At 68.4% G+C, this 23,092-nt stretch carries 26 protein-coding genes; 14 read left to right on the top strand and 12 right to left on the bottom strand.

Going from position 1 to position 23,092, the window contains the following annotated elements; genetic code table 11:
• Positions 1-19: 19 nt before the first annotated feature.
• From pssA to moeA, 4 genes are all read right to left on the bottom strand, one after another.
• The gene (pssA, locus tag SK571_RS17835; protein ID WP_319985202.1) at positions 20-988 is read right to left on the bottom strand and encodes a CDP-diacylglycerol--serine O-phosphatidyltransferase; all 969 of its coding nucleotides are present in this window, start codon (positions 986-988) and stop codon (positions 20-22) included.
• Positions 988-1,683 carry a phosphatidylserine decarboxylase gene (locus SK571_RS17830; protein ID WP_089908648.1) on the bottom strand — a complete coding sequence of 232 codons (696 nt, stop codon included), beginning with the start codon at positions 1,681-1,683 and terminating at the stop codon, positions 988-990. Before SK571_RS17830 ends, pssA begins: the two co-directional genes overlap by 1 nt.
• Positions 1,684-1,887: 204 nt before the next feature.
• Positions 1,888-3,312, bottom strand: a complete 1,425-nt coding sequence (locus tag SK571_RS17825; protein WP_319985201.1) for a M48 family metallopeptidase — start codon at positions 3,310-3,312, stop codon at positions 1,888-1,890.
• Between the two features lie 29 nt (positions 3,313-3,341).
• Positions 3,342-4,538: a molybdopterin molybdotransferase MoeA gene (moeA, locus tag SK571_RS17820; protein WP_319985200.1), complete on the bottom strand. Its 1,197-nt coding sequence runs from the start codon at positions 4,536-4,538 to the stop codon at positions 3,342-3,344.
• 71 nt (positions 4,539-4,609) lie between these two features.
• Between moeA and SK571_RS17815 the strand changes: the two genes are divergently transcribed.
• The 4 genes from SK571_RS17815 to groL all read left to right on the top strand — a co-directional run bounded on the left by SK571_RS17815 (position 4,610) and on the right by groL (position 8,694).
• The gene (locus SK571_RS17815) at positions 4,610-5,251 is read left to right on the top strand and encodes an AIM24 family protein (protein WP_319985439.1); all 642 of its coding nucleotides are present in this window, start codon (positions 4,610-4,612) and stop codon (positions 5,249-5,251) included.
• Positions 5,252-5,339: 88 nt separating this feature from the next.
• Positions 5,340-5,546 carry a cold-shock protein gene (locus SK571_RS17810; RefSeq protein WP_090014840.1) on the top strand — a complete coding sequence of 69 codons (207 nt, stop codon included), beginning with the start codon at positions 5,340-5,342 and terminating at the stop codon, positions 5,544-5,546.
• A 68-nt stretch (positions 5,547-5,614) separates the two neighbouring features.
• Complete coding sequence (locus SK571_RS17805; RefSeq protein WP_319985199.1) at positions 5,615-6,838, top strand: serine/threonine-protein kinase; 1,224 nt, start codon at positions 5,615-5,617, stop codon at positions 6,836-6,838.
• Positions 6,839-7,074: 236 nt separating this feature from the next.
• The gene (groL, locus tag SK571_RS17800; protein WP_319985198.1) at positions 7,075-8,694 is read left to right on the top strand and encodes a chaperonin GroEL; all 1,620 of its coding nucleotides are present in this window, start codon (positions 7,075-7,077) and stop codon (positions 8,692-8,694) included.
• A gap of 245 nt (positions 8,695-8,939) precedes the next feature.
• Here groL and SK571_RS17795 read toward each other — a convergent pair whose 3' ends face one another.
• From SK571_RS17795 to SK571_RS17780, 4 genes are all read right to left on the bottom strand, one after another.
• Positions 8,940-9,494 (bottom strand): Imm1 family immunity protein, encoded by a 555-nt coding sequence (locus tag SK571_RS17795; protein ID WP_319985197.1) that lies wholly within the window; start codon positions 9,492-9,494, stop codon positions 8,940-8,942.
• Positions 9,491-10,243, bottom strand: coding sequence for a DddA-like double-stranded DNA deaminase toxin (locus SK571_RS17790; RefSeq protein ID WP_319985196.1), 753 nt, complete (start codon positions 10,241-10,243; stop codon positions 9,491-9,493). The genes SK571_RS17795 and SK571_RS17790 overlap by 4 nt, the downstream gene beginning before the upstream one ends.
• A gap of 55 nt (positions 10,244-10,298) precedes the next feature.
• The gene (locus SK571_RS17785; protein ID WP_319985195.1) at positions 10,299-10,838 is read right to left on the bottom strand and encodes a hypothetical protein; all 540 of its coding nucleotides are present in this window, start codon (positions 10,836-10,838) and stop codon (positions 10,299-10,301) included.
• Between the two features lie 94 nt (positions 10,839-10,932).
• A complete protein-coding gene (locus SK571_RS17780; RefSeq protein ID WP_319985194.1) occupies positions 10,933-11,271 on the bottom strand; it encodes a hypothetical protein in 339 nt (112 codons plus the stop codon).
• Positions 11,272-11,678: 407 nt separating this feature from the next.
• Here SK571_RS17780 and SK571_RS17775 point away from each other — a divergent pair, with 407 nt between their 5' ends.
• Entirely contained in the window at positions 11,679-12,563 is an 885-nt protein-coding gene (locus SK571_RS17775) for a helix-turn-helix domain-containing protein (RefSeq protein WP_319985193.1), read from the top strand.
• 23 nt (positions 12,564-12,586) lie between these two features.
• A complete protein-coding gene (locus tag SK571_RS17770; RefSeq protein ID WP_319985192.1) occupies positions 12,587-12,784 on the top strand; it encodes a DUF397 domain-containing protein in 198 nt (65 codons plus the stop codon).
• A gap of 143 nt (positions 12,785-12,927) precedes the next feature.
• Here the strand turns inward: SK571_RS17770 and SK571_RS17765 are convergent, their stop codons facing one another.
• A complete protein-coding gene (locus tag SK571_RS17765; protein WP_169746023.1) occupies positions 12,928-13,404 on the bottom strand; it encodes a carboxypeptidase regulatory-like domain-containing protein in 477 nt (158 codons plus the stop codon).
• Positions 13,405-13,409: 5 nt separating this feature from the next.
• Complete coding sequence (locus SK571_RS17760) at positions 13,410-14,015, bottom strand: RNA polymerase sigma factor (RefSeq protein WP_030480626.1); 606 nt, start codon at positions 14,013-14,015, stop codon at positions 13,410-13,412.
• Between the two features lie 355 nt (positions 14,016-14,370).
• On the opposite strand from SK571_RS17760, the gene SK571_RS17755 reads away from it, so the two are divergent.
• The 5 genes from SK571_RS17755 to SK571_RS17735 all read left to right on the top strand — a co-directional run bounded on the left by SK571_RS17755 (position 14,371) and on the right by SK571_RS17735 (position 19,471).
• On the top strand, positions 14,371-15,030 hold the full coding sequence (locus SK571_RS17755; protein ID WP_319985191.1) for a copper homeostasis protein CutC: 660 nt from the start codon (positions 14,371-14,373) through the stop codon (positions 15,028-15,030).
• A 79-nt stretch (positions 15,031-15,109) separates the two neighbouring features.
• Entirely contained in the window at positions 15,110-16,387 is a 1,278-nt protein-coding gene (locus SK571_RS17750; protein WP_319985190.1) for an extracellular solute-binding protein, read from the top strand.
• A 2-nt stretch (positions 16,388-16,389) separates the two neighbouring features.
• Entirely contained in the window at positions 16,390-17,274 is an 885-nt protein-coding gene (locus SK571_RS17745) for a carbohydrate ABC transporter permease (RefSeq protein ID WP_319985189.1), read from the top strand.
• Complete coding sequence (locus tag SK571_RS17740; RefSeq protein ID WP_245777631.1) at positions 17,271-18,104, top strand: carbohydrate ABC transporter permease; 834 nt, start codon at positions 17,271-17,273, stop codon at positions 18,102-18,104. Before SK571_RS17745 ends, SK571_RS17740 begins: the two co-directional genes overlap by 4 nt.
• Positions 18,101-19,471, top strand: coding sequence for a beta-N-acetylhexosaminidase (locus tag SK571_RS17735; RefSeq protein WP_319985188.1), 1,371 nt, complete (start codon positions 18,101-18,103; stop codon positions 19,469-19,471). Before SK571_RS17740 ends, SK571_RS17735 begins: the two co-directional genes overlap by 4 nt.
• Here the strand turns inward: SK571_RS17735 and SK571_RS17730 are convergent, their stop codons facing one another.
• Both SK571_RS17730 and SK571_RS17725 read right to left on the bottom strand, forming a co-directional pair.
• A complete protein-coding gene (locus SK571_RS17730) occupies positions 19,472-19,702 on the bottom strand; it encodes a PspC domain-containing protein (RefSeq protein ID WP_319985187.1) in 231 nt (76 codons plus the stop codon).
• Positions 19,703-19,786: 84 nt separating this feature from the next.
• On the bottom strand, positions 19,787-20,170 hold the full coding sequence (locus tag SK571_RS17725) for a VOC family protein (RefSeq protein WP_319985186.1): 384 nt from the start codon (positions 20,168-20,170) through the stop codon (positions 19,787-19,789).
• Between the two features lie 29 nt (positions 20,171-20,199).
• On the opposite strand from SK571_RS17725, the gene SK571_RS17720 reads away from it, so the two are divergent.
• Genes SK571_RS17720 through SK571_RS17710 form a run of 3 tightly spaced genes read left to right on the top strand, consistent with a single transcriptional unit; the run spans position 20,200 to position 23,085 of the window.
• Positions 20,200-21,030 (top strand): AAA family ATPase, encoded by an 831-nt coding sequence (locus SK571_RS17720; protein ID WP_319985185.1) that lies wholly within the window; start codon positions 20,200-20,202, stop codon positions 21,028-21,030.
• The gene (locus SK571_RS17715) at positions 21,027-22,001 is read left to right on the top strand and encodes a vWA domain-containing protein (protein ID WP_319985184.1); all 975 of its coding nucleotides are present in this window, start codon (positions 21,027-21,029) and stop codon (positions 21,999-22,001) included. Before SK571_RS17720 ends, SK571_RS17715 begins: the two co-directional genes overlap by 4 nt.
• Positions 21,994-23,085: an XdhC/CoxI family protein gene (locus tag SK571_RS17710; RefSeq protein ID WP_319985183.1), complete on the top strand. Its 1,092-nt coding sequence runs from the start codon at positions 21,994-21,996 to the stop codon at positions 23,083-23,085. The genes SK571_RS17715 and SK571_RS17710 overlap by 8 nt, the downstream gene beginning before the upstream one ends.
• Positions 23,086-23,092: the final 7 nt, after the last annotated feature.

The raw sequence follows: 23,092 nt of genomic DNA, 5'->3' as shown, positions 1-23,092 counted from the left end.
CAGTTCGTTCAGGTGGTGATCAGCGCTTCGGCTGGCGCCTGAGTCCCAGCTGACGCCACGAACGGCGGCGCCCGTTGGCACTGGGCGCCGCACCTTCCGCCGCCGCAGCGGTGGAAGCGTCACGCCGTGGCCGGCGCACCGCGCGCATGGCCGCACCGGCGACGCGACCGTGCAACGGCTGACGCAGGCCGAGACGGCGTGCGGCGACACCGTGCGCGCGCTTGATGGCGCGGCGGTCTGCGCCCGTGACGGTCCACGCCTCGGGGTGCTTGGACAACCACATGTACCGGCGCACCGAGTACGGCAGGTGCGCCAGGTACACGACCATCGCGATGATCAGTGCCACCAGCGGGTACGTGATGATCGCGGCGGCCAGCAGTCCGATGAGGACCAGCAGAGGCGCGACCGCGCGCGGCGGCACCTTCACGGTCTTCACGGACAACGTCGGGATGCGCGACACCAGCAGCATCGCGACCACGACGGTCCACACACCAACGACGACGGGGGAGTTCCACCAGCCGTCGGTGCGCACCTGCTCCTCGATGATGAGGGGGAGCAGCAGCAACAGGCCGCCTGCCGGAGCGGGGACGCCGACGAAGAACTCCTTCGCGAACGGCGGTTGTTCCTTCTCCAGCAACGTGTTGAAGCGGGCCAGGCGGACCACCATGCAGACCGCGAAGATCAGCGCGATGACCCAGCCCGCGCGGCTGCCCTCGAACTTCCAGAGGTAGATCGCGAGTGCGGGCGCGACACCGAACGAGATGGCGTCGGCCAACGAGTCGAGCTCCGCGCCCATCTTCGACGTCGCGTCCAGCAGGCGGGCGATGCGACCGTCCAGGCCGTCGAACACGGCGGCCGCCGCGATCGACGCGATGGCCGCGCCCCACATGCCGACGTTCGCGAAGTGCACTGCGGACAGGCCCGAGCACATGGCCAGGACCGTGATCGCGTTCGGCAGCAGGCGAACGCCGGGCCCGCTGGGCGCCATCAGGCCTCCGGAAGTTCGGCGAGAACGGTCTCGCCGCCGATCGTGCGCTGGCCGGCCTCGACCAGGACACGGCTGCCACGCGGGACGTAGAGGTCCACGCGCGAACCGAAGCGGATCAGGCCGTAGGTCTGGCCGGCGGTGACCTTCTCGCCCTCGGCGACCTCGCACACGATGCGGCGCGCGACCAGGCCGGCGATCTGCACGACGACGAGGTCGTGGCCGTCGACGGTGCGCAGCCACACGGTGTTGCGCTCGTTCTCCTCGGAGGCCTTGTCGAGGTCGGCCGAGAGGAACTTGCCGGGGTGGTACGAGACCTGGACGACCTCGCCGTCGGCGGGCACGCGCTGCACGTGCACGTCGAAGACGGAGAGGAACACGCTCACGCGCGTCATCGGCTGGGAGCCGAGACCGAGCTCGGCGGGCGGGACGGCGTCGACCACGTGCGAGACGGTGCCGTCGGCCGGGGCCACGGCGAGGTTCGGACGGGTCGGCGTCACGCGCTTCGGCTCGCGGAAGAACCACGCCACCCACGCCGTGACCAGCGCGAGGACGACGCCCAGGCGCTTGAAGCGCAGCCGGACGAGGAGGGTCGCGATCGCCGCACCGGCGACGAACGGGCGCCCAGCCGGGTGCATCGGCGGCACCATGCCGCGCGCGAGTTCGAGGAAGTGTGAGACGGGCTTCTCGCTGCTCATCGTGTCTGTGGGTTCCGTAGCTTCCGTGGATTGTCGGGCGGCATCACGCTACGGCAACACGCCAAACCGCCCATCGGGACTGCCGGAAAGACAAGTGGCCGGTAGGCCCGTGCATCCCCCGACGAATGCGCGGGCCTACCGGCACCTGCGGTCAGTGTAATCCCCGTCACATGGCGTGAACAACGTCGTTGGGTGAGCGTTCCGTCACAGTCCGTCGATGCCCAGGGCTTGCAGCCTGAACCGCACGTCAGGCACCTGGTTGGCGTCCCGCACGGCGGGTGCGACCAGGTCCTCCGGGTAGACCGCAGCTCCGTCCGGCATCCGCAGCACGAAGAGCCCGCCCCAGTTGAGTTCCAGCGTCGCGCGGTCAGTGGATACGAGCATGTCAGCGACCATGCACCCGAAGAGTTCCGTCACGGCGTCGACGGCGGCCTCGTGCACCTCGTCCCGGGTCAGCGACGCGTCGACCGGTGCTCCGGTCAGCTTGTGCAGCTGCGCGCCCTCCAACGCCCTGAGCACGTCGGCGACCGTCTCGCCGACCTTGCTCACCCGGCCCGCGTGCCGCAACAGGTCGGCGTGACGGCGGACCAGCACCGGCCCGGCCAGCCGGGCGAGCTCCTCCCAGGTGATCGGCGGCCCCTGCACGCCGACCAGCGCCGCGACCTCCTCCGGTGGCGTGCCGCCGAGCAACGGCCACGACGAGCGCTCGTCCATCGCCTCGGCGACGCCGCCGATCCGCGGGTACTGCCGCTCGATGGTGGCCACCCGTTCCCGGATCGGCGGGTGGCTGTTGAACACCGACGACGGTTCCTGCGCGGCCAGCAGTGGTTCGATCTCGCGCAGCTGGTGCACGCGTCGCGGGTGGTCGAGGTAAGCGCGGAAGCCCTCCAGCAACGGAGGCGTGCGCCCTGCCAGCACGGCCAGCGACACGTACCAGCGCTTGTAGTCCTCCCAGGCGACGCCCAGCGGGCCGCCGCGCAGCAACGACCGCATCGACGCCTCGCGGCCGGCCGCCGCCACGGACACCTCGTCGGCGAAGCGCTCGTGCTTGCGGCTCTCCGAGGCCGCGGCCAGCGCGTACAGCTTCGCCCACGCGTAGAGGACGCCGACGAAGGCGTTGTCCGTCTTCGACACCAGCCCGAGGGCGGTCTGCGCGCGGGAGGTGAGCGCGGAGACCCGCGTGTGCCCGCCGCCGTAGTGGCCGAGCTCGTGCGCGAGCACCGACCTCAGCTCGCCGATCGTCATCCCGGCCAGCCACGGCAGGCCGAGCTCCATGTACCGGGTGCCCCGGCGTTCCCACACACCCGCGTTCGCCTTGTCGACGAGCCGGAGCTCGTCCGGACTGCGGGTGCCCGCGATCGCCGCGAGCTCGTCGACGTGCCGCCACAGCTCCGGGTGCGTCGCGCGGGTCAGCGGGACGCCCTCCGCCCGCGGGCGCGCCCAGACCGCCACGACGACCGCGTACAGCATCGGTGCGCCGACCAGGATCGCCAGCGCCACGAGCCACCAGCCGCCCTCGGTCTGTCCCCGGTCGAAGAGGACGGCCGCGAGCACACCCAGCGCCGTGACGATGCCCGTCCCGAGCACGAAGAACCCGGCGAGCATCACCAGTGCCAGCGCTGCTCTCATTCCTGCATCCCCCAGAGATCGTTCTGCTGCTACTGCAGGTATCTCACGGTGACCTCTGCCCCCGCAGCCAGTTCGGTCACGTCCTCGGGCACCTCGATCAGGCAGTTCGACAGCGCGAGCGCTGACAGCAGGTGCGACCCCGGGCCACCGACCGGCGTCACGACCTGGCCGGACGTGGGGTCGTGCAGGCCCCGCCGGAACTGCGTCTTGCCCGCCGGAGACGTCAGCCCCGTCGTGATCCTCGCCTGCGCGGTGCGGCGTTCGGTCTGCTTGTGGCCCATGGACGCCATCAGCGCCGGCCGCACGAACACCTCGAACGACACCTGCGCGCTCACGGGGTTGCCCGGCAGGGACAGCACCGGCACGCCCTCGTAGCGGCCGGAGCCCTGCGGCCCGCCCGGCTGCATCGCGACCTTGGTGAACTGCACGTCGTGGTCCGCGAGGGCGTCCTTGACCACCTCGTACGCGCCCGCGCTGACCCCGCCGGACGTCATGATCACGTCCACCGAGCCCAGGTACGGCTTCAGTGCCTGGTGGAACGCCTCGACGTCGTCCGGCACGAACCGCAGCTGGACGGCGACGCCGCCCGCGTCCCGCACCGAGGAGGCGAGCATCATGCCGTTCGACTCGTAGATCTGGCCGAGCTCCAGCGGCCGGCCAGGTTCGACCAGCTCGGAGCCCGTCGACAGGACCAGCACGCGCGGGCGGCGGCGGACCGGGAGTTCGGGCAGGCCGAGCGCGGAGGCGAGGCCGAGCGTGGACGGGCGCAGCACGGTGCCCGCGGCCAGCACCGCGTCGCCCTTCTGCACGTCGTCGCCGCCGATCCGGATGTTCTGGCCGGGCTCCACGGCCCGGTGGATCGCCACGGTCTCGGTGCCGCCGTCGGTCCACTCGACCTGGACCACCGCGTCCGCGCCGGGCGGAATCGGGGCGCCGGTCATGATCCGCTGCACCGTGCCGGGCTCCAGCGGGTTCAGCTCGGTGCGGCCCGCCGGGATGTCGTCGGCCACGACGAGACGGACCGTCTCGTCTCGGCTCAGGTCGGCGGCGCGCACCGCGTACCCGTCCATCGCGGAGTTGTCGAACGGCGGCAGGGCGAGCGGCGCGATGACGTCGGCGGCGAGCACGAGCCCGAGGCACTCCTCGAGCGGGAGCTGCAGCACGGGCATCGACCCGACGAGCTCCGCGACGCGCTGGCGGTGTTCGGCGACAGTGGTGGGGGACACGACTGCATACTGCCAACGTCGCGGTGATCGTGACGATCGACTTGCCCCGTTTCTTCCCGGAGGTGTTGTCAGTGCAGGTCCGGACCAGGCACACACCGACGTTCGGCGTGGCGAGACTCGTGCTCGCGCCCGGCGAGGCGGTGCTGGCCGACCCGCTGACCATCGCGGCCACCAGCTACGGGCTCGTCGTCGAGGTGAAGGGCGCGGGCGCCAAGGCCGTCGCGCTGTGCACGGCGGGCGCGGAGGGCGGCTGGATCGACGCGGCGCCCGTGCTGCCGGGAGACCTGCACCAGATCGAACTCGACGGGACGCACGGCTGGTGCCTCGCCCGGCACAGCTGGATCGCGTCGAGCAGCACGGTCGCGATGAACCCCGAGGCGCCGCCGATGCAGGCGATCTTCGGGGGCGCCGAGGGCTTCATGAACTACGCGCACGGCCAGGGCGCGGTGGTGCTCGCCTGCTACGGCGCACTCGACCTCGTGACGCTGGAAGCGGGAGAAGCGGTGACCATCAGCAGCGATCACGTCGTGGCGTTCGCGGACACCGTGCAATGCCGTCTTCGGCCCTCCGCACCGGATGGCGTGCAATCCATTCAGACAGGCGAGGGCCTGGTGTTCGACTTCGCCGGACCCGGTGCCGTGCTGACCCAGGCTCGTGGCCCTCGACGACTCACCACCTGGTTGCGCGCCAACGGAGTCAGCCCTCGTTCATGACTCCGTAAGGAGGTATCCGCGTGAGATTTCTTCTTTTAGCGTTGCGTTCTGCGCTTTGCGCGAGATGCGTGATCTGAAGGAGGACGTCTTGGCTCTCGGTACCGTCAAGTGGTTCAACTCCGAAAAGGGATACGGCTTCATCGCGACCGATGGCGGGCCCGACGTGTTCGTGCACTACTCGGCGATCCAGATGGAGGGCTTCCGGACGCTCTCAGAAGGCGATCGGGTGGAGTTCGAGGTGCAGGCGGGACGGGACGGGCGCAGCCAGGCCTCGGACGTGCGCCGCGCCAGTTAGAACCGACCTGATCACAGCTTGGGCCAACCCCCGGCACGCCGATCCGGCCGGACGTTAGGCTGCCTCGCGTGTCGGAGGACCTGAGCGGACGGCGAATCGCCCATTACCGGATCGACGGTGTGCTGGGTCGCGGTGGCATGAGCGTGACGTACCGGGCCACGGACGTGAGACTGGGCCGGAAGGTCGCGCTCAAGGTCATCGGTGAGCACCTGGCGCCCGACGCGGAGTTCCGCGAGCGGTTCGTCGACGAGGCGCGCAACACCTCCGCGATCGACCACGCGAACATCGTGCCGCTGTACGACTTCGACGAGGTCGACGGCCTGCTCTACATCGCGATGCGGCTCGTGGACGGCCAGGACCTGTCCGGGCACATCAAGGAGGGGCCGCTCACCCCCGCGCGCACGTTGTCGCTGCTCGCCCAGGTGGCCGAAGCGCTCGACATGCTGCACGGCAAGGGCCTCGTGCACCTCGACGTGAAGCCGGCCAACGTGCTGGTGACCCAGAAGGAGGGCGTGCGCGAGCACGTCTACGTCGCCGACTTCGGCCTGACCCGCCGCGGCGCCACCGGCCACCGCACCCGAACGGGTGATTTCCTCGGCTCGCCGACCTACGCGGCGCCGGAACACCTGCGCGGCGAGCCCGTCGACGGCCGCACCGACCAGTACGCGCTCGCCTGCATGCTCTTCGCCTGCCTCTCCGGCCGTCCCCCGTTCCAGGGCGGCGTGCAGGAGGTCATCGCGGGCCACCTCAGCAACGTCGTCCCGGCGTTGTCGCACCTCGTGGCGCTGCCGCCGGCGATCGACGACGTGATCCGCAAGGGCACCTCGAAGGACCCGGCGCAGCGGTACGCGAACTGCGCCGAGCTCATCAACGCCGCCCGCGTCGCTCTCGCCGGGGTCGCGCAGGGCTCGGCTCCCGCTCAACTCGGGCCGCAGTCCGGCTCGTTCCCCGCTCAACCGCCGGTCTCCGGGCCGATGCCGGTGCAGCAGGGGCAGTACCAGGGCGGCTACCAGCAGCAGTTGCAGGACCCGGTCCGGCTGCGCCCGCCGAACCAGGTGGGCGTGAGCGCGTTCACGTCGTCCGGCAAGAAGGAACGTCCCGCGTGGTTCGCGCCGGTCATCGCGGCCGCGGTGGCGATCGTGGTGATCATCATCGTGGTGGTCATCCTTTCGCCTGGTGACGAGCCCGCGAGGCAGCCCAAGACGAGCTCGGCCCCGTCGCTGAACATCGGCGACGAGACGACCTCGAACAAGCCGCTGCCGACCTCTGTACCGGTGCGCACATCACGCTGAGAGTCGCCTGGGAGTCGTCCGGAGCCGCTTGCACTCGTCGTGCCCGAGTGCTAAACACGAACTAGCACTCGGCACCATCGAGTGCCAAGAAGTGAGGCTAGGACTGGTGAGGCCTCTCGTCACTTGACGGGGAGTCGTCCGTCGCGGGCACCGAGCCTGGCCACGCGAATCGTGTTCCGCTGTGGGCGTGTGCCCGCAGTGGCCCAGAATCCACATAGGCGGAGGAACACACCGCAATGGCCAAGATGATTGCGTTCGACGAGGAAGCCCGTCGCGGTCTCGAGCGCGGGATGAACATCCTCGCTGACGCCGTCAAGGTGACGCTCGGCCCCAAGGGCCGCAACGTCGTGCTCGAGAAGAAGTGGGGCGCGCCGACCATCACCAACGATGGCGTCTCCATCGCGAAGGAGATCGAGCTCGAGGACCCGTGGGAGAAGATCGGGGCCGAGCTGGTCAAGGAGGTCGCGAAGAAGACCGACGACGTCGCTGGTGACGGCACCACCACCGCGACGGTGCTGGCACAGGCACTGGTCCGCGAGGGCCTGCGCAACGTGGCCGCGGGCGCGAACCCGCTCGGCCTCAAGCGCGGCATCGAGCAGGCCGTCGAGGCCATTGCCGAGCAGCTGCTGAAGAACGCCCAGGAGATCGAGACGAAGGAGCAGATCGCTGCTACCGCGTCCATCTCCGCCGCTGACCCCACGATCGGCGAGCTCATCGCCGAGGCGATGGACAAGGTCGGCAAGGAAGGCGTCATCACCGTCGAGGAGAGCAACACCCTCGGTCTCGAGCTCGAGCTCACCGAGGGCATGCGCTTCGACAAGGGTTACATCTCCGGTTACTTCGTGACCGACCCCGAGCGTCAGGAAGCGACCCTCGAGGACCCGTACATCCTGCTGTTCGGCTCCAAGATCTCCACGGTCAAGGACCTGCTCCCGCTCCTCGAGAAGGTCATGCAGGGCGGCAAGCCGCTGCTGATCATCTCCGAGGACGTCGAGGGCGAGGCCCTGGCGACCCTGGTCGTCAACAAGATCCGTGGCACCTTCAAGTCCGTCGCCGTCAAGGCGCCCGGCTTCGGTGACCGCCGCAAGGCCATCCTCCAGGACATCGCCACCCTCACCGGTGGCCAGGTCATCACCGAGGACGTCGGCCTGAAGCTGGAGAACGCCGACATCTCGCTGCTGGGCAAGGCCCGCAAGGTCGTCGTCACGAAGGACGAGACGACCATCGTCGAGGGTGCCGGTGACGCCGACCAGATCCAGGGTCGCGTCAACCAGATCCGCGCCGAGATCGAGAAGTCGGACTCCGACTACGACCGCGAGAAGCTCCAGGAGCGCCTCGCCAAGCTCGCCGGCGGCGTCGCCGTCATCAAGGCGGGCGCGGCCACCGAGGTCGAGCTCAAGGAGCGCAAGCACCGCATCGAAGACGCGGTCCGCAACGCCAAGGCCGCCGTCGAGGAGGGCATCGTCGCCGGTGGTGGCGTCGCGCTGCTGCAGGCCGCCGAGGTCGCCTTCGCCGGCCTGAAGCTCACGGGCGACGAGGCCACTGGTGCCAACATCGTCAAGGTCGCCGTCGAGGCGCCGCTGAAGCAGATCGCCGTCAACGCCGGCCTCGAAGGCGGCGTCGTGGTCGAGCGCGTCAAGTCCCTCCCCTCGGGCGAGGGCCTGGACGCCGCGACCGGCGAGTACAAGGACCTGATCAAGGCCGGCATCATCGACCCGGCCAAGGTCACGCGCTCCGCGCTGCAGAACGCCGCGTCCATCGCCGCCCTGTTCCTGACGACGGAAGCCGTCGTCGCGGACAAGCCGGAGAAGAACGCCGCGCCCGCCGCGCCGGACGCCGGCGGCATGGACTTCTGAGTCCGTCCGCAACGCTTCACCTCTGAAAGGCCCGGTTCGCTTCGGCGAGCCGGGCCTTTCGGCATTCAACGCGCGAACCGTCTCCCCCCGCTCGCGCGTACTACGCGGGGCCAGGCGCTGCGCGGTCCTGACGTTGATGAAAGCTCCCCTCATCAACCTGTCGGCACGGCTGGTGACGATCCTGAACCCCACGGATCATCGCTGTACTCAGCCTTGCCACTTCCGCGGTGGTCTCTGCCGATCGGTCAGAAGACGTCCGACTCCTGCCAGTCCACACAGGTGGGGCGTTTGCCCGTTTCTGCGAACTCCTGGAGTGCCTCTCGCAGCTTCTCCAACGGAATGGCGGCATCAGCCGGGAACCGGGTACGAGTGTCCACGTCCACGTACAGGGTGATGTCGCCCTCGGCCACTTGCGGAGCAGGCATGGCCGGTGCGTGCGAGCCCTTCCAGAGAGTGACCCACGCACGCATCTCGCCGTTCTCGGCATCTTCCCCGGTTCGGTCACGCGATTCCTCGGACATCACCGCTGCACTGTCCTGGGTCACGAAACTGGGTGGTCCCATCGCATGGATGGCCGCAACCCCGTGCAACTCGTCGATGTCGAACTTGAGTTGATGGTCTGGCAGTTGCAGAAGACCGGTCCTTGGTCGGCCCTGTACGTACACGACAGTCGGTTGAGGTTGCCTGTTCGCCACTACCTCGGCGAGCATCTGTTCCAGCTTCAACTCGGAGTCCACCGTCACCGGTTCCCGGCCGCGGTTGTCGGGAGTGAAGTAGTACGCGTCGAGAGAATTTCTCACGGCAGAACCCTTCCGGTGAAGGTCTCGGATTCTACCGGACCATGAACAGTCATTGTTTGTCCCGGTAGAAGTACATACGGCAACACATTGCGGCACGAGTACAGGCCGACACACAATTCGTTGTTGATCACCACGTCGGTGTGTGTGATCCCTGCGTTGCGTTGCCGCCAGGCCACCTTGACCTCGACGTGTTCAGTGGCTGCCACACGTCCCTTGCCGCCCATTGGGAACCCCAGTGGCTGGAGATGAGCGCCGATTGCAAGGTGTTCCCCGTCAGGTTCCTGTCCACTCTGGACCAGATCGGCGTTGCCGTCCTCGTCCCGGTAGATTCCGCTGGTGACGTAGGTCGGGAGTTGTGATCGCTGCTCTTCGATCCATGCGCCATCCAGTGATGGCACCGGCGTCGACACGGCCTGTGATGTGGATTTCGGCAGGTGCGTTCGAAGAACGGGCTCTTCCGGTGACCGCACGGATAGGTCCCCTTGAAGGGGCTTCCGGTACTGCTCGGTCACCCGGCAGCCGGCTGTTATGACCTGGGCCAGCTCAGCAGCGCCCGCAGCGACATCCCGCCAGGCCTGAACAGTCTGGTTGAAGTCATCTTCGAGGTGACCCGCGCCGTACGCCACATCCTCGAGCAGGTCCGCTGCTTCTTCGACCAACCGCCCTGCTTGGGCCAGAGCCTCCCTCGCTCGGTCGGCTGTGCCCAGAACCTGGTCCAATGCAGCTGCGACCTCTTCGAACGATGCCACCCGTGCTCTCTTCCCGGCAGTTCCGCTGAAGCCGAACGCGTCGAATGCTGCCGGTTCAAACCTGGCACAGGAGTTCTTCGGTCGCGACGAAAGTGCAGCGCCGCAGTTCACGGATCTGGGAGGCCGCAACCATCCACCGGACCTTCGGATCTTCATACGGAAGGTTCGCGATACCGACCACGGCGGGCACGAGCGGGCCTTGTCGATACAACGTGCCTCGCACGCCGGCTATCGGGAACTCGCGGGCTCGCACCGCGACGGCGCCTCGCTGAAGCGCTGGGCACCGCCGCAACGAAATAGTCACGCAGGGCGCGCACACGGGAGGATCGACCGAACCCATGCCGTCCGGCCAACCCTTCCAATCTCCTCGGTGGTCCCGCAGCAACCACAGGACGCCGTCACGCGTTCGATCCGCCGGTCCGGCGCACACCTGACAGAGAAGCTCGATCATCGCCCGCCGCTGCCGCCCGGGGTGCACCTTGCCGAACTCGGGCCTGCCCAGTCCGTGTCGTGCGGTCACCTGTTGCCACAGAACACCGTGGTCGTCGCGGTCGCTTTCCAGTTCGTTCGCATAGCCGTGCCGCCGCGAGGCCATGTCACCAGCTTGGGCGTCAGATCCTGCTCGGAGCCCCACTGCGTGATGTACGGCGCGACGATGCGGGCCAGCTCGGAGGGCCGTGCTTCTGCGTTCACGACTCGCATGACCTGTGTCCGCGCGGACGGAACCACCCGTGTTCCCGTGTCGTCGTCGTGGCCGCGCCGGACGCCAGAAGCGCGTTGAGCAACATCCGGCATGGCGCCGCCACCCTGCGCCAGAACGGCCCGCCGCGGCACTTCCGGCAGCAACCGTTCTCGTCAGGCCGATGTTCGTCGGCGAACACGCGCAGCGCGGCGACCAGACCTGGGACGTCCTGTCTCATCACCGACAGAGCGGACCCGGCGTCGCCTTCGGCCGCTACCCGCGAGACCAGGTCAAGATGCTCGTCGAGACGCTGACGAAGTTCGCCGAACAAGACCATGTTGCTCATCGCCGTTCCCTCCGCGACTTACGTCGCTCGCCAGTGCTTGGCCGACCGCGTCGCGAAACGTGCGAAGTCCTTGTTCCGCCGCGTTCACGTCCTTGCAGTCCAAGGAGGAAGTGACCACCACCGCGGCCCGTGCGAGCACGGAGGCCTCGGCGAGCGTCAGCATCACGACCACACGAACGGTTCGCCTCGGCCCGGTCATGCGCGCTCACCTCCTTGGTATGGGCCCGCCCTGGGCCGCAACTGTGACGAAGTAGGCCCAGGGCGGACACTCGCGGCACCCTGCGAACAGGATTTGCAAGCAAGACGACCATAAAGTGGCGATTGCAGGTTTGATAGACGCCCGATCGAGCGAACTGCGAACCAGCGGTGATCGGGCAGACTGTCCGTGATTAGAAGGAGAAGCAGCGATGACGCAGGGTCCGTCCGACTTCAAGAAGAGCCTCGGCAAGCGGCTGGGCGAGCTGATGGAACGCGCCGGAGTGGAGAAGTCCGAGGTGGCCGAGATGCTCGACTGCTCGGTGTCCAAGGTGTTCCGCATCGTGAGCGGTGGAGTCGGCGTCAATCCGTCCGAACTGGACAGACTCCTGGACTTTCTCGGTGTCGAGGCCAAGGAACGCGAAGAGCTCAAGCTTCTCGGCAAGGAGGCCAAGAAACGCCGGCCGCCGACGCCGTGGGGCAGTGCCGTGCCGGACAGCCTGCGCAAGTACTTCGGGACCGAGGAGAGCGCCAGCTTGATCCGCGCTTACGACCCGGAAACCGTGAACGGGTTGGCGCAGACCGAGACGTACATGCGGAGCATGATCGAGGCCAGTCCGCTGCATCGTCCCGGCGACGTTCCGCGTCTCGTGCAGGCACGTATGGCGCGGAAGCACCTCCTGGACAAACGTCTGACTGGCGAACATCCGCCACGGCTCCACCTCCTGCTCAGCGAGGGAGCCGTCCGGCGTGAAGTGGGTGGTGCGGGGGCCATGAGGGACCAGTTGTGCCACTTGATCGAACTGAGCGGGGGCAAGCGGGGAGGCGGCAAGCGGCGCGGGGACTCGGGGCCGGTGGTCGTGCAGGTCGTGCCGTTCGCCGCGGGAGCTCATGCGGCTTGCGGGTTGCCGTTCACCCTGTTCACCCGGCCTGACGGGCAGGTCGTGGCCTACAACGAGAACCTGACCGACGGGCTCTTCGTGTCCGAGGCCGGTCGCATCGAGTCCTACGAACTGACCTGGCAGTCGTTGCTGAACAGCGCTTTGTCGCCGCAGAAGTCCGTTGAGCTGCTCGATACTGTTGCTACGCAACTGTGACGGCAAGACGAGGAGGTACGGGCATGATCCCGGACCTGAGCACGGCGGCCTGGCGCAAGTCGAGCCGCTCTGGTCCCAACGGAGGCCAGTGCGTCGAGCTGGCTCTGATCGGCGGGTACGCCGCCGCGCGCGACAGCAAGAACGCCGAAGGAGATGTACTGATCTTCGGAGAGAACGCGTTGAGTTTCTTCCTGAACGCGACCAAGACCGGCCGTTTCTGACGGTCGATCACGGCGTCGGGCGGCCGTCTGGGGCTACAGCCGCAGTGGCCGCCCAACGCTCCTCTCGGAAAGTGCCCCCACGGCAACCGTGGAACAGCCGATGACCCCAGAACCCCAGTAAACCGCCGTGAAAACCAGAAGACTCAAAGCATGATCGTGGGCGTGACAACAGTCCGCCCAGGCTCCCCGCGAGAATTCACCAAATGCACCAGAATCTGGGTGGTCCCAGCCGGCACGTCGGGCAACACGAACCGTCCACCGTCGTCAGCCCGTGTGCAGGACGACTGGTGATCGGCCACCCGGACCTCGACCTCGTGCTCCCCGGCCGGCACCAGCCACCCGTCGATCCGGTGCCGTGACCCGGTCGAGGTGAAGTTCACCATCAACGTCAGGTTGTCCACGGTGAAGGTGATCGTGCCGGTCTGCCCGCCCCGGACCCCGGCGAACGAACCGGCGCGTTCCCAGCGGGCGACCTCGACGTCCAGGGACTCCAGGGCGATCGCGAACTTCACGCGGTCCACCAGGTCGGCGGGCGGCGGGTCCAGTTCGTCGACCAGCCTGTTCAGTTCGGAGAGGACTGCGGTGTCCTCGGGGCCCCTGCGGTCGTCGCGCGGGTCGATCTCGTTCACCGCGATCCTCCTTCCGTCTCCAGGTAGTTGCGCAGCAGAGTCAGACACCGTCCCCTGGTCGGACCGATGCTGCCGTGGGGCATGGCCAGTGCCTCGGCGACTGCCCGGTACTCGGCGCGGCCCGCGAGCACGGTGAGTCGCAGCAGTTCCTGGCACCTCGTGGTCAGCCGGCCGAACGCGAGCCACAGGCGGCGGTCGCGGTCGTCCAGAAGCGTCACGTCCTCGGGCAGGCCGGTGTCGGACTCGAGCTGTTCGGCGTATTCGTCGGACAGGTGTGTTTCCCGCTTGTTGGGTGTCCAAGTTCGGCGTGCTTCACGCCTCGTCGTGACAACCAGGTAGCCGACCAGGGCTTTCGGCTCGTTGATGTTCTCGATGTTCTTCAAGAACGCGAGCCACACGGTCTGCACGACGTCCTCCGCGGCGGCTCGGTCGAGGCCCTGACCGCGCGCCACGTGCCACAGCAGCGGGGTCAGTTCTGTCACGAGGACGTCCAGCGCGTGGCGGTTGCCCTCGCGTGCCGCCGCCACGCAGACCGCGTGCCGTTCGGTGCCTTCAAGCCCGTCCCACGGCGGACGGTCATCCGCCGTGTGCAGCTCGTCCATGCAGCACCTCCGATCGGCCGCCCTGTCAGCGCCGTCCGCCAACTCATGAAGGGCTAACTGGGCGGTAGATACAAAATTCACTCGATTGGAGCAGTATTACCGCCAGGATGAGCCTCATCTTCCTCCGGGTACGCCAGCGGCCCGTGAATCCCCCTCCGAGTCACGGGCCGCCAGTGGTGGGAGCCCGCGCCGGCCGGCACCCCTCGAACCGGCTGACGCGTGCTCCACGCCTGAACCAAGCGCTCATGTGAAAAGAGCGGAACTCAGGCGAGCAGATACAGCCTCTGACGCGCCGGACGGCCTGTGCGCTCCCGATTCGCGAAAGCACACGGCGAAGACCGTTATGGTCTAGACCATGCCGATTCTTGAAGTGATCGCACTGGACGCGCAGGACGCCGACGCCGCACAGGCCGGCGGCGCCGACCGGCTCGAACTGGTCGCCGACATGGCCTCGGACGGCCTCACGCCGTCGGTCGTCACCTTCAAAGAGGTCCTCGCAGCCGTGGACATCCCCGTTCGCGTGATGCTCAGGGACGCCAAGGGGTTCGCGCCCGGCGACCTGAAGGCGCTGCGCCGGAGCGCGGCCGAACTCAGGGAGGCGGGCGCCACCGAGTTCGTCCTCGGCTTCCTCGACGCGGGAGGGGAGATCGACGAGGGCGTCACGCTCAACCTCGTCGCCGAACTGGAGGGGTGCGCCTGGACCTTCCACCGTGCACTCGACAACTCCAACGACGTCTTCCGGTCCTGGGCGACCGTGCAGACCCTCGGGTGCGACACCGTGCTCGCAGCCGGCAGCGCGAAGGGCGTCGAGGACGGCATCGAGAACCTCAAGAAACTCGTCACCCAGGCCCCACCCGCGCTGCTCGTCGGCGGCGGTCTGCAGGCCCGGCACGTGCCGGAACTGCTGGCGGCGGGCGTGAACGGATTTCACGTTGGCAGCGCCGTCCGGCCGTCCGGATGGGACTCGGCGGTCGATTCGGCATCAGTTCGGGAATGGGTCAATCGTCTGGTCTAGACCCTTGCCCTTCGCCGTTCTACAGTCACGTTGCTCCATGTGAAATGGCTGTTGCACTATATGCAATGCGGAGGGCGCGATGAGGCTGAAGGCACTTGTGGCCGTGCTGGGCGTGGGCGCGGTGGTCGCCTGCGCACCGGTGCAGTCAGGTCCGACGAGCTCGGGCACGGACGAGCAGACGGGACAGCTGCGGGTCTGGCTGTTCGACGAGGTCAACCGCGGCCCCAAGGAGGCCGTGGTCAAGGAGGCGATCTCGGAGTTCCAGGGCAAGCACAGCGGCGTGACCGTCGACGTGCAGTACATCCAGGTGTCCAGCCGGGCGGAACGCTTCAAGGCCGCCTTCAGCGACCCGAAGAGCGCGCCGGACGTCGCCGAGTTCGGCAACACCGACCTGGCGGGCTACGTCTCCGCGGGTGGCTTCTCGGAGCTCGACCTGAGCAAGTGGGACGAGTCGAAGGACCTGGTCCCGACGATCCTCGACACGGCCAAGGTCGACGGCAAGACGTACGGCGTGCCGTGGTTCGTCGGCGTGCGCGCGCTGTACTACCGCACGGACGTGTTCACCGAGCTCGGCCTCAAGCCGCCGACGACGCTGGACGAGATCGCGCCGCTCGCCCGTGAGATCCGGCAGAAGAAGCCGGAACTGATCGGCATCTCCGCCGGCGGCAAGTACCTGTTCGCCGCGCTGCCGTTCATCTGGGCGCAGGGCGGGGACATCGCCAAGTCCGACGGCGGCAAGTTCACCGCCGCGATCGACAGCGCCGAGTCCAGGGCCGGTGTCGCCAAGTACACCGAGCTGATCAAGGACGACATCTGCCCGCCCGCCACCTGCGCGGGCAACGGCGGTGACGCGAGCGTCGAGGCGTTCCGCGCGGGCAAGGCCGCGATGACGATCGGCGGCGACTTCAACCGCAAGTCCGTCGACGCCTCTTCCGCTGCTGGCAAGTACGGCGTCGTGCCGCTGCCCGGCAAGACCAAGGGCTCGGTCGCGCCCGCGTTCGCCGGCGGCAACCTGCTCGGCGTCATGAAGGGCACGCAGCGCAAGACGCTCGCCAACGAGTTCACGCAGCTGCTCGCGTCGAAGAAGTACCAGCAGAAGATGTACACGGCGATGGGCAACCTGCCGACGTTCACCGACGTGCAGAAGCAGGTCGCGGAGTCCGACAAGTTCCTGGAGCCGTTCACGAAGACGCTGCAGTCCGGCACGAAGTTCGTCCCCGTCACGCCGGCGTGGGCGAAGATCGAGGCGCAGACCGTGGTGCCGACGATGCTCCAGGAGATCGTCACCGGCGCGAAGGACGTCGACACGGCCACCGCCGACGCCGCCAAGACGATGAACGCGGCCTTCACGTCGTGAGCATGACGGCCAAAGGCCAGGGGCGGACCGCGTTCGCCTACCTGGCTCCAGCGCTGCTGGTTCTCGGGGGCCTGCTGGCCTACCCGATCTACCAGCTGGTGCTCATCTCGCTCTACGACTACGGCCAGGAACAGGTCAGCGGCGGCGCGCCGCTCGAGTTCCTCGGTCTCGGGAACTACCGGAACCTGCTGGGGAACCAGCAGTTCTGGGGTGTGCTCGGGCAGACCGTCGCCTTCGCGGCGGTCTGCGTGGTCGGCACGTTGCTAGTGGGCGCTTTTCTCGCGATCCTCGCCACGAGGGTCCGCACGTGGGTCCGGATGACGTTGTTCCTGGCGGCGCTCGGCGCGTGGTCGACGCCCGCCGTCGCCGGCTCGACGATCTGGCTCTTCCTGTTCGACGCGAACTTCGGGTTCGTGAACGAGGTCCTGGGCATCCAGGGCTTCTCCTGGACGTTCGACAAGTGGACGGCGTTCGGACTCGTCGCCGCACAGGTGATCTGGTGCTCGTTCCCGTTCGTCATGGTGACGCTCTTCGCGGGCATCAAGGCGATTCCGGGCGAGGTGCTGGAGGCCGCGGCACTGGACGGCGCGTCGGCGTTCCGCACGGCGTGGAGCGTCACGCTCCCGTTGCTGAAGCCGATCATCCTCGTGGTGACGATCCAGTCGATCATCTGGGACTTCAAGGTCTTCACGCAGATCTACGTGATGACGAACGGCGGCGGCATCGCCGGACGCAACCTCGTGCTCAACGTCTACGCCTATCAGCAGGCGTTCGCGGCGTCGGAGTACGGCCTGGGCGCGGCCATCGGTGTCGTGATGACCGTGCTGCTGCTGGGAATCACGATGTTCTACCTCCGCGCGCTGCGGCGGTCGGGGGAGGTCCTGTGAGGCGCTGGCTGACCGAGGGCTTCGTCCTCATCATCGCCGCCGTGGTGGCGTTCCCGCTGTTCTGGATGGTGCTGTCCGCGTTCAAGCCGGAGGACGAGATCATCTCGGCCGACCCGGTGCCGTGGACGACGAGGCCGACGCTCGACAGCTTCACGCGGGCGCTGACCGTGGCGAACTTCGGGCGCTACTTCATGAACAGCATCATCGTCGCGTTGATCGTGGTCGCTCTGAGCATCCTGATCTCGTTCCTCGCGGCGACCGCGCTGACCCGCTTCCGGTTCCGCAGCCGCACGACGTTGCTGATCATGCTGCTGGTCGTGCAGATGGTGCCGGTCGAGGCGTTGACCGTGCCGCTGTTCTTCCTGATGCGGTCCGTCGGCGACAGCGTTCCGGTCTTCGGCCTGAACCACCTCGGCTCGCTCGTGCTGGTGCACCTGGCTTTCAGCCTGCCGTTCGCGATCTGGATGCTGCGGGGCTTCGTCGCCGCGGTGCCGGTGGAACTGGAGGAGGCCGCCACCCTGGACGGCGCCTCGCGGTTCCGGTTCCTGTGGCAGGTGCTGTTCCCGCTCGTCGCGCCCGGCCTGGTGGCGACGTCGGTGCTGTCGTTCATCCACGCCTGGAACGACTTCCTGTTCGCCAAGACGTTCATCATCTCGGCCGTGGAGAACCAGACCCTGCCGCTGGCTCTCCAGGTGTTCGTCAAACCCGACCAGAACGATTGGGGCGCGATCATGGCGGGCTCCACCCTGATGACCATCCCCGTGCTGATCTTCTTCGTGCTCGTGCAGCGCCGGCTCGTGTCCGGCCTCGCGGGGGCGGTGAAGGGATGAACCTGCTGCCACGCCCGGTGTCCTACGTGGACGGTGGAAGGCACTGCGAGTACAAGGGCTGGGAGACCGTTCTCGTCGACGGCCCTCCCGGCGGCTATCGGCTGCTCTCGTCCGACGACGGTGTGCTGATCGAGGCGAACGACGCGGCCGGCGAGATGAACGCGCTGCAGACGTTGCGGCAGCTGCTCGGTGCCCAGGCGTTCCGCGCGGCGGGGGAGAAACCGTCGGTCATCCCCGCGTGCGAGGTCGTCGACTACCCGCGGTTCGAGTGGCGTGGCGTGATGCTGGACGTCTCGCGGCACTTCCTGCCCAAACGGGAGGTGCTGCGGTACGTCGAGCTGCTGTCGGTGCACAAGCTCAACGTCCTGCACCTGCACCTCACCGACGACCAGGGCTGGCGCTTCGAGGTGAAGCGCTACCCGAAGCTCACCGAGGTCGGGTCGTGGCGCGAGGACTCGCGGTTCGGCGACCGGCGTTCCGCGGGCATGAAAGGACGTCCGCACGGTGGTTTCTACACGCAGGAGGACCTGCGGGAGATCGTCGAGTACGCACGGGCGCGGCACGTCACGGTGGTCCCGGAGATCGACATCCCCGGCCACTCGCAGGCGGCGATCGCGGCCTACCCGGAACTGGGCGTGCACGGTGGCGGTGTCTGGACAGACTGGGGCGTCAACGAACGCGTGCTCAACGCCGACGAGTCCACAGTGGACTTCTACCGGAACGTGTTCGACGAGCTGATGGACGTCTTCCCCGCGGAGGTCATCGGGCTCGGCGGCGACGAGGCTCCCGGCCACGAGGACGGCGTGCTGGTCCGGGCCGTCGCGGAGCACATCGTGAGCAAGGGCCGGCGGCCGTACGGGTGGGACGAGGTCCTGGACGCCCGTCCGCTGCCTGCCGGCACGGTCGTCGCGTCGTGGCGCGGCGTCGAGGGCGGCATCACGGCGCTGGGCGAGGGTCACGACGTGGTCATGTGCCCTGAGCAGCACGTCTACCTGGACTACCGGCAGTCGGACTCGCCCGGCGAACCGATTCCGGTGGGAACGGTGACCACGCTGGAGGACGTCTACGCGTGGGAGCCGGTGCCAGAAGGCCTCACGGGCGAGGAACCCGGACGGCTGCTGGGCGCGCAGGCGAACATCTGGACCGAGCACCTCGACTCGGCCCGGCGGGTGGACTACGCGGCGTTCCCGAGGCTGGCCGCGTTCGCCGAGGTCGTGTGGTCCCCGGCGGAGAAGGATCCCGGGTTCGTGCGGCGGCTGCAGGAGCACCACCTCCCCAGGCTCGACGCCCTGGGGGTGGAGTACCGGCCCCTCAACGGTCCCCACCCCTGGCAGCGACTACCCGGTGTGCCCGGTTTCCCGCGGTGATCACATCGCAACGTCTTCCTCGGGCATGAGGATCCAGGCGGCGACGTAGAGGAGCGCTCCGGTGCCGAACCCGAGCAGCGTCGCCGCCACGAGGATGATCCGCAGGATCGCGGCGTCCACGCCGATCATCTTGGCGACGCCGCCGCAGACGCCGGCGAGCATCTTGTCGCTGCGACTCCTGCGGAGCTTCTTGACCTGGGCTGTCGCGTCGTTGAGCACGTTGTTCGTCATGCACCTAGAGTCGCCGGTTTCGAGCTCCGGCACATCGGTGACCACCCCGAACCCGACCCTGATCCGGGGTGGTGACCCCAGGGTTCAGTCGAGGCAGAACTCGTTGCCCTCGACGTCCTGCATCACGATGCAGGACTCGTTCTCCTCGTCGGCTTCCATCACGCGCACGCACACCGCGCCGATCGCCTCCAGCCGGGCACGCTCGGCCTGGAGCACGGCGAGGCGTTCCGCGCCGACGAGCCCGGTGCCGGCCCGCACGCAGACGTGCACCCGGTTCTTGACGACCTTGCTCTCGGGAACGCGCTGGAAGTAGAACCGCGGGCCCTCACCCGTCGGGTCGGCGACCGCCGACCACGAACCGTCGCTCTCCGGCGGAGCGTCGTACCCGAGCACCTGGCTCCAGAACTCGGCGACGCGCACGGGTTCCGCGCAGTCGAACGTGATCTGGACTTTCTTGATCGACCCCATCCGTTCAGGTTAGTCGTACCCTGAGGCCCATGCAGTCCCCTGAGGAGCTTGCGTCAGGGCTCGACGACGCGGGGTACCTGCCGGACGGCGGGATCGCCACGGCGGCGTTCCTCGCGGTCCGGATGGGGCGGCCGCTGTTCCTCGAAGGCGAACCCGGCACCGGCAAGACCTCGCTCGCGCTCGCGCTGGCCAAGTCGATGGACGTGCCGCTGATCCGCCTGCAGTGCCACGAGGGCATCGACGCCACGCAGGCCCTGTACGACTGGGACTACCCGCGCCAGCTCATGCACCTGCGGGTGCTGGAGACGCGCGGCGAGGTGGACGAGGCGTCCCTCTACACACGACGGTTCCTGCTCGCCAGACCACTGCTGCAGGCGTTGGAGAGCGCGCCGTGCGTGCTGCTCGTCGACGAGATCGACCGGGCGGACGACGAGTTCGAGGCGTTCCTGCTGGAGGTGCTGTCCGAGAACGCGGTCAGCATCCCCGAGTTCGGCGAGATCAGGGCGACGACGCCCCCGCTGACCGTGCTGACCTCGAACCGGACCCGCGAGGTGCACGACGCGTTGAAGCGCCGCTGCCTCTACCACTGGCTGGAGCACCCGTCGCTGGAGCGCGAGGTCGCGATCCTGCGCCGCACCCTGCCCGGCCTCGACGAACGGCTCGCCGTCCGGGTCGCGGAGGCCGTGCAGAAGATGCGGGGCCTCGACCTGCTGAAGCCGCCGGGCGTCGCGGAGTCGCTCGACTGGGCGCGGGCGTTGCAGGCGCTGGGCCGCGCGGAACCGGACGCGACGACCCTCGGGGCGGTCCTGAAGTACCGGGAGGACGCGGAACGCGTGATCGGGAGCACAATCGTGGGGTGACGGAAGCCTGCGTCGGGTTCACGCGCGTCCTGCGGGGCGCCGGACTGCAGTGCGGGCCCGATCGCGTGCAGGCGTTCCTGCGGGCCACCGAGCACGTCGACCTCTACTGGGCCGGGCGCCTCACGCTGTGTGCCGACCCGGACGACCTGCCGCGCTACGACGCCGCGTACCGGGCGTACTTCGGCGGCACCCCGCCCCGTCCGCGCACGACGGTCGAACTCGACTCGATGACCGTCGGCGTGGCCGCGTCCGACGTGGAAGTGCTGAAGCACAAGGACATCTCCGAGTTCGACGCGGCACCGCTGATCGCCCGGCTGAACCCGCTGCCGCCGCGCCGGCGGTCGCGCAGGCTCCGCAAGGCCCGTCGTGGCCGGATGGACCTGGCCCGCACGGTGCGCGCGATGATCGAGACCGGCGGCGAGATCGCCCTGCCGCGGCATCGCCGGCGCGGCTCGAAACCACGCCGGCTGGTGCTGCTGATCGACGTGTCCGGCTCGATGGCGGCCTACTCGGACGCGCTGCTGAGGTTCGCGCACGTCGTCGCCCACGCGATGCCCGTCGAGGTCCGCACGATAGGCACCCGGCTGACCCGCGTGACCCGTCAGCTCCGGGAACGCGACCCGGACCGGGCGCTGCGGGCCGCCGGCCGCGCGATCCCCGACTACGAGGGCGGCACCCGGCTCGGCGACGCGCTGCGGCGGTTCAACCAGCAGTGGTGGCAACGAGGTGCGGTGGTCGTGCTGTTCAGCGACGGCTGGGAACGCGGCGACCCGAGCCTGCTGGCGACCGAGATGGCGAGGCTGAGGCGCGTGAGCCACAAGGTCATCTGGGCCAACCCGCACGCGGGCAAGTCCGGCTACCGGCCTGTCCAGCGAGGTGTGCAGGCGGCGCTCCCGCACGTCGACACGATGGTCGCGGGCCACAGCGTGCACGCGTTGGAAGAACTGCTGAAGGAGGTGCGCCGTGCGTGATGTCCTCTACGACCTCGCCGAACGGGTGGCGAACGGCGAGACGGTCGGGGTCGGCACGGTGGTCGCGACCTTCAGCTCGGCGCCCCGGCCCGCGGGTGCGGCGATGCTCGTGACGCAGGACGGCGAGGCGGTCGGCAGCGTGTCCGGCGGGTGTGTCGAGGGTGCGGTGTACGAGCTTGCGCAGGAGACCGAGGGGCCTGTTCTGCAGCGGTACGGGGTCAGTGACGACGACGCGTTCGCGGTAGGGCTGACCTGCGGCGGGATCATCGACATCTACGTCGAGAAGATCAACGCCGAGACGTTTCCCCAGCTCGGTGAGGTGGTGGAGACGGTCCGCGCGGAGGAGCCGGTGGCCGTAGCGACGGTCGTCGAGCACCCGGACGGCATCGGGCGGCGCATGGTCGTCTGGCCCGACCGCCGTGACGGCAGCCTCGGGTCTTCGAGGATCGACGACGCCGTCGCGGACGACGCGCGCGGGATGCTCGCTTCAGGACGGAGCGGCGTGCTGCAGTACGGGCCGGACGGTCAGCGGCGCGGCGAGGGCATGAGCGTCTTCGTGAACTCGTTCGAACCGCCGCCGCGCATGCTCGTGTTCGGAGCGATCGACTTCGCCGCGGCGATGGCCCGGCTCGGCGCGTTCCTCGGCTACCGCGTCACCGTCTGCGATGCGCGACCGGTGTTCGCCACGCGCAGCCGGTTCCCCGAGGCGGACGAGGTCGTCGTCGCCTGGCCGCACCGGTATCTGCAGGCCGAAGCGTCCAAGCTCGACGAACGCACGGTCATCGCCGTGCTGACCCATGATCCGAAGTTCGACGTGCCGCTGCTGGAGGTCGCGTTGCGACTCAAGGTCGGTTACGTGGGTGCGATGGGTTCCCGCCGAACGCACGAAGATCGTCTGCAACGGTTGCGGGAAGCAGGTTTGACCGAGGGTGAGCTAGAGGCTTTGGCCTCGCCGATAGGCCTGGATCTGGGCGCGCGGACACCGGAGGAGACGGCGGTGTCGATCGCCGCGGAGATCATTTCCTTGCGGTGGAAGGGATCCGGACGGCGTCTGGTCGATCTTGGTGAACCGATTCATCACTGATCGGGTT

The sequence above is a fragment of the Lentzea kristufekii genome, assembly GCF_033949925.1.
Taxonomy (GTDB): domain Bacteria; phylum Actinomycetota; class Actinomycetes; order Mycobacteriales; family Pseudonocardiaceae; genus Lentzea; species Lentzea kristufekii.
The sequence above is the reverse complement of the archived record's forward strand: the minus strand, read 5'-3'. Positions and strand labels throughout refer to the sequence as shown.